Raw genomic sequence first — 5285 nt, forward strand, 5'->3', positions numbered from 1 at the left:
GCCGCACCCCATGCCCGGGCGGCGGGGGCCGCCCCTAGCGAGCGGGCCCCGAAGCGCACCGCGGCCGTCGCCGCCCTCGCCCTGTCCCTCGCCGCCGGACCGGCCCCCGGCGCCGCACCGGCCGCCTGGGAGGCAGACCATGGGACACGGTGGAGACGTGGTTCGGGAACTCACCGCCGACCACGACGAGGTGAAGGAGTTCTTCGGCCGGCTGGAGACCGCCGCGGACGCCGACGAGCGGCGCCGGATCGCCGACCAGCTGACCATCGAACTCGTCCGGCACTCGGTCGCGGAGGAGCAGTACCTCTACCCGGCCGTGCGCGAGCACCTCGACGGCGGCGACCTCATCGCCGACAAGGAGATCGCCGACCACGGCCGCGTCGAGGAGATGCTGAAGGAGCTGGAGGCGCTGGACCCCGGCGAGGCGCGGTTCACCGGCTGCGTGGACGCCCTGCGGACCGAGGTCCTCGCGCACATCCGGGACGAGGAGGAGAACCTCTTCCCGACGCTGCGCCACAACTGCTCCCAGGAGACGCTCGACGAGCTCGGCGACCGCATCCGCCGGGCGAAGAAGACCGCGCCGACCCGCCCGCACCCGGGCAGCCCCTCCACACCCCCCGCGAACAAGATCCTCGCTCCGGGCCTGGGCATGGTGGACCGCGTCCGGGACTTCGTCACCGGCCGGGGCAGGTCGGACTGACCCGCGGCGGTCGGCGCCACCGGCTCCTCGCCGTACGGCCCGACCGCGTACCGGGGCGTCCGGGACCGGCGGCGGCCGGGTCCTCGCGGAAGGCGGGGCCGCGGCGGCCGCCGACGCATCCGTGCACGAGCGCGAGCCGGAAGCCGCGCGGGATGCCCGGCAGCGCCGCCCCGGCCCGGCGCACCCGGCAGGGCCGCGCGACTCCGCTCCCGGCCCTCACGCACGGCCGGGAGCGGAGCCGCCGCAGGACTGCCCCCGGCCGTCAGCCTGTGCCGAAGCGCCGCCACACGCGGTGCTCGGGCAGCATCCGGGCCAGCCGGCCGAACGCCTCCGCGCCGTCCGACCCGAGGGCGACGCCCTCCGCGCCGGCCGGCACGCCCGCGGCCTCCAGCAGCCGGTCCGCGCCGTCCCAGCCGCCCAGCGCCTTTCCGTGCCGGTACGCCTCGCCCAGCAGCAGCACCATCCGCGGGTCGGCGCCGTCGGCCTGCGGCAGCGCCGCCTTCGCGTCGAGGCCCCCGGCCGCGTCCGCCGCCGGGGCCGGAACCCCGGCGAAGAGCAGGGCGTCGTACTCCACCGAGCGGGCCGTGGCGAAGGTGCGCTGGACGGTCAGCGCGTCCCCGTCGGAGCCGACCGTCCCGCCGGACGGCCCGATGACGAGCGGCAGCATCCCCGCCCCGAGGGCGGCGTCGCGGACGGCCCGCACCTGCGAGAGGTCCCCCGTCCCGTCGGTGACGATCCCGATCGTGCGGCCGTCGACCGGCCATGCGCCGCCGACCTGGGACAGTGCCGGGCTGGGCTCCGGGTCGGCCAGCGGAGCGGTGGCCTCCGGCGCCGGCAGGCCCAGTCCCTCGGCGACCCTCGCGCACAGCACGGGGTCGATGTTGGCCAGCACGCCCAACTGCCGCTCCTTGACGGCCTGCTCGTAGCACTTGCCCAGCTCGAAGGTGTACGCGGCGATGATGTGCTCGCGCTCCGGCTCCGACATGCTCAGCCAGAACTGCCTCGGCTGCGTGAAGTGGTCCGCGTACGACAGCGGCGCCTCGCGGACCTTGCTCGCGGCCGGGACGGTGACGGGCGCCTCCACGTACGCCCCCGTCTCCGCGCCCGCGAGGAACGGGCAGCCGCCGTCCAGGCTGTTGGGGTGGTAGGGGGCCACCCCGGTGTGCACGGCGGTCTGGTGCATGCCGTCGCGCAGCATGTCGTTGACGGCCGTGTGCGGCCGGTTGATCGGGAGCTGTGCGAAGTTCGGGCCGCCCAGCCGGGTGATCTGCGTGTCGAGGTAGGAGAAGAGCCGTCCGGCCAGCAGCGGGTCGTCCGTGACGTCGATGCCGGGCACGAGGTGGCCGACATGGAAGGCGACCTGCTCGGTCTCGGCGAAGAAGTTCTTCGTGTTGGCCGTCAGCGTCAGCAGCCCGATCGGCTGCACCGGCGACAGCTCCTCCGGGACGATCTTGGTGGAGTCCAGCAGGTCGATCCCCTCGAACGCCTGCTCCGGCGTGTCGGGGAAGACCTGCACGCCCAGTTCCCACTGGGGGAACGCGCCCGCCTCGATCGCGTCGAAGAGGTCCCGGCGGTGGAAGTCCGGGTCCACGCCGCCGAGCAGCTGCGCCTCCTCCCACACCAGGGAGTGCACGCCCAGCTTCGGCTTCCAGTGGAACTTCACCAGGGCCGTCCCGCCCGAGGCGTTGACCATCCGGAAGGTGTGGACGCCGAAGCCCTCCATCATCCGGTACGAGCGGGGGATGCCTCGGTCCGACATGTTCCACAGCGTGTGGTGGGCCGCCTCGGTGTGCAGGGAGACGAAGTCCCAGAAGGTGTCGTGGGCGCTCTGCGCCTGCGGGATCTCCCGGTCCGGGTGCGGCTTGCCGGCGTGGATGACGTCCGGGAACTTGACCGCGTCCTGGATGAAGAACACCGGGATGTTGTTCCCGACGAGGTCGAAGGTGCCCTCGTCGGTGTAGAACTTCGTCGCGAAACCGCGGGTGTCGCGGACGGTGTCCGCCGACCCGCGGGAGCCCAGCACCGTGGAGAAGCGCACGAAGACGGGCGTCTCGACGTCCTTGGCGAGGAAGCCGGCCTTGCAGATCTCCGTGGCCGTGCCGTAGCCGAGGAAGACGCCGTGGGCGCCCGCGCCCCGGGCGTGCACCACCCGCTCGGGGATCCGCTCGTGGTCGAAGTGCATGATCTTCTCGCGCAGGTGGTGGTCCTGCAGCAGGACCGGGCCGCGCGGGCCCGCCTTCAGCGAGTGGTCCGTGTCGTACAGCCGGGTCCCCTGCGCGGTGGTCAGCCAGGGCCCGCCCTGGGCCCGCCGGTCCTGACCGGCGCCGGTGGGCTGCCCGGTCGGGCCGACCGTCTCGGGCCCCGCCTGGTCGGGCTTCGGCGGCAGCGGGCCGCCGGGGTCGGTCGGCTCGGGCACCTGCGGCGGGACCGGCCCCGGCCTGCCGGGCACGGGGCCGCCGGCGGCGTTTGCGGGGTTCTGCTCTGCCATGGAGTGCTCCAGACGTCGCGGTGGCATCGGACGGCCGCCGGAGAGTGCCCCCGGCGGCCCGGGTCCCCCGGCGCCTGCCCCGGCAGATCGTCCCGATGCGTCCCGAAGCCGACCGGCCTACCGATCGGCCTACCGATCGGCCTGACGACCGGCCTGACGACGGGCCCCGCCGCCGGGCAGGAACTCCCTGACCTTCGCCTTCAGACCCTGCCGGACGACGGCGCCGCGGTCGCTGTCGCCGCGCAGCACCGCCGCGGCGGCCGCGGTGATCTGGTCCCACGTCGCGTGCGGCGGGATCGGCGGCACGGCCGGATCGGTGCGGAAGTCGAGGACGTACGGCCGGTCCGCGGCCAGCGCCCGGCGCCAGGCCGGCACCACGTCCTCCGGGTCCTCCACCCGCTCGCCGCCGAGCCCGAACAGAACGGCCGCCTCCGCGTACGGCACGTCCGGAATGCTCTGCGAGGCCTCGAACTGCGGGGCGCCCTGCAGGGCCCGCATCTCCCACGTCACCTGGTTGAGGTCGCCGTTGTTCAGCACCGCGACGACCAGGCGGGGGTCGGACCACTCGCGGTGGTACTTCGCGGCGGTGATCAGCTCGGCCATCCCGTTCATCTGCATCGCCCCGTCGCCGACCAGCGCGATGGCCGGCCGGTCGGGGCAGGCGAACTTCGCGCCGATCGCGTACGGCACCCCCGGGCCCATCGTCGCGAGCGTCCCCGACAGGGAGCCGCGCATCCCGTCGCGCAGCCGCAGGTGCCGGGCGTACCAGTTCGCGGCCGACCCGGAGTCCGCGGTGACGATCGCCCCGTCCGGCAGCAGCCCGTCCAGTGCGTGCACCACGTACTCCGGGTTGAGCGGGTCGGCCGGGACCTCGGCCCGCCCCTCCATGACCTTCCACCAGCGCGCCGTGCCCTTCTCGATCGCGGACCGCCAGGCGCGGTTGCCGCGGCGGCGGCGCAGCAGCGGCAGCAGCCGCCGCAAGGTCTCCGCGGCGTCCCCGACGACGTTCAGCTCGAAGGGGTAGCGCAGGCCGACCATGCCCGGCTCGATGTCGATCTGCACCCCGCGGGCCTGCCCGAACTCGGGCAGGAACTGCGTGTACGGGAAACTGGAGCCCACCACCAGCAGGGTGTCGCAGTCCCGCATCATCTCGTACGACGGGCGCGTGCCCAGCAGGCCGATCGCGCCCGTGACGTACGGCAGGGTGTCCGGCAGGGCGTCCTTGCCGAGCAGCGCCTTCGCGACGCCCGCGCCGAGGACCTCGGCGACCTGCTCGACCTCCGCGCGGGCCTGCCGCGCACCCTGCCCGATGAGGATCGCCGGCCGCTCGCCGGCGTTGAGGATCTCCGCCGCCCGCTCCAGGTCCTCGTCCGCCGGCACGGGCGCGTAGCGGCCCATCCCGAGGCTGGAGGGCACCTGCTTGAACTCGTGCGCCGGCGGCTCGTAGTCGAGGTCCTGCACGTCGGCCGGGACGATGACCGCAGTGGGCGCGCGCCGGGACGCCGCGATCCGCATCGCCCGGTCCAGGACGCCCGGCAGCTGCTGCGGCACGTTGACCGTCTCGCAGTAGTCGGAGGCGACGTCCTTGTACAGGGCCGCCAGGTCCACCTCCTGCTGGTACGAGCCGCCCATCGCGGTGCGGTCCGTCTGCCCGACCACGGCCACCACCGGGACGTGGTCGAGCTTCGCGTCGTACAGGCCGTTGAGCAGGTGGATCGCACCCGGGCCGGAGGTGGCGGCGCACACGCCCGTCCGGCCGGAGAACTTGGCGTACCCGACGGCCTGGAGCGCGGACATCTCCTCGTGCCGGGACTGCACGAACCGCGGCCTGTCCTCCGCCCGCCCCCAGGCGGCGAGGAGGCCGTTGATGCCGTCCCCCGGATAGCCGAAGACGTACTCGACACCCCACTCCCGCAGGCGCTGCAACAGCTGGTCGGCGACCTTCATCGGGCTGCTCCCTCCACGTCCGGTCCGATGGCCCGTCCGCCGCGCCTGCCCCGGGGCGCCGGCCCTACACGGACCGGACGTGGAGGGAGCAGCCCGATGAAGGTCGCCGACCAGCTGTTGCAGCGCCTGCGGGAGTGGGGTGTCGAGTAC

3 protein-coding genes are annotated in these 5285 nt (G+C 74.3%); 1 reads left to right on the plus strand and 2 read right to left on the minus strand.

What is annotated here, in order from left to right; all coding sequences use genetic code 11:
- Window positions 1-139: 139 nt before the first annotated feature.
- Window positions 140-700: a hemerythrin domain-containing protein gene (locus EF903_RS28325; RefSeq protein WP_125547870.1), complete on the plus strand. Its 561-nt coding sequence runs from the start codon at window positions 140-142 to the stop codon at window positions 698-700.
- Between the two features lie 262 nt (window positions 701-962).
- Here the strand turns inward: EF903_RS28325 and EF903_RS28330 are convergent, their stop codons facing one another.
- Window positions 963-3188, minus strand: coding sequence for a catalase (locus tag EF903_RS28330; RefSeq protein WP_260616043.1), 2226 nt, complete (start codon window positions 3186-3188; stop codon window positions 963-965).
- A 129-nt stretch (window positions 3189-3317) separates the two neighbouring features.
- Window positions 3318-5135, minus strand: coding sequence for a thiamine pyrophosphate-requiring protein (locus EF903_RS28335; protein WP_125547872.1), 1818 nt, complete (start codon window positions 5133-5135; stop codon window positions 3318-3320).
- Window positions 5136-5285: the final 150 nt, after the last annotated feature.

The sequence above is a fragment of the Streptomyces sp. WAC05292 genome (genome assembly GCF_003949955.1).
In the GTDB taxonomy this organism is placed as follows: Bacteria; Actinomycetota; Actinomycetes; order Streptomycetales; family Streptomycetaceae; genus Streptomyces; species Streptomyces globosus.

Bases quoted from the DNA above. Each gene is read 5' to 3' on its own strand.
- EF903_RS28325 (WP_125547870.1), top strand. From the start codon at position 140: ATGGGACACGGTGGAGACGTGGTTCGGGAACTCACCGCCGACCACGAC.
- EF903_RS28330 (WP_260616043.1), bottom strand. From the start codon at position 3,188: ATGGCAGAGCAGAACCCCGCAAACGCCGCCGGCGGCCCCGTGCCCGGC.
- EF903_RS28335 (WP_125547872.1), bottom strand. From the start codon at position 5,135: ATGAAGGTCGCCGACCAGCTGTTGCAGCGCCTGCGGGAGTGGGGTGTC.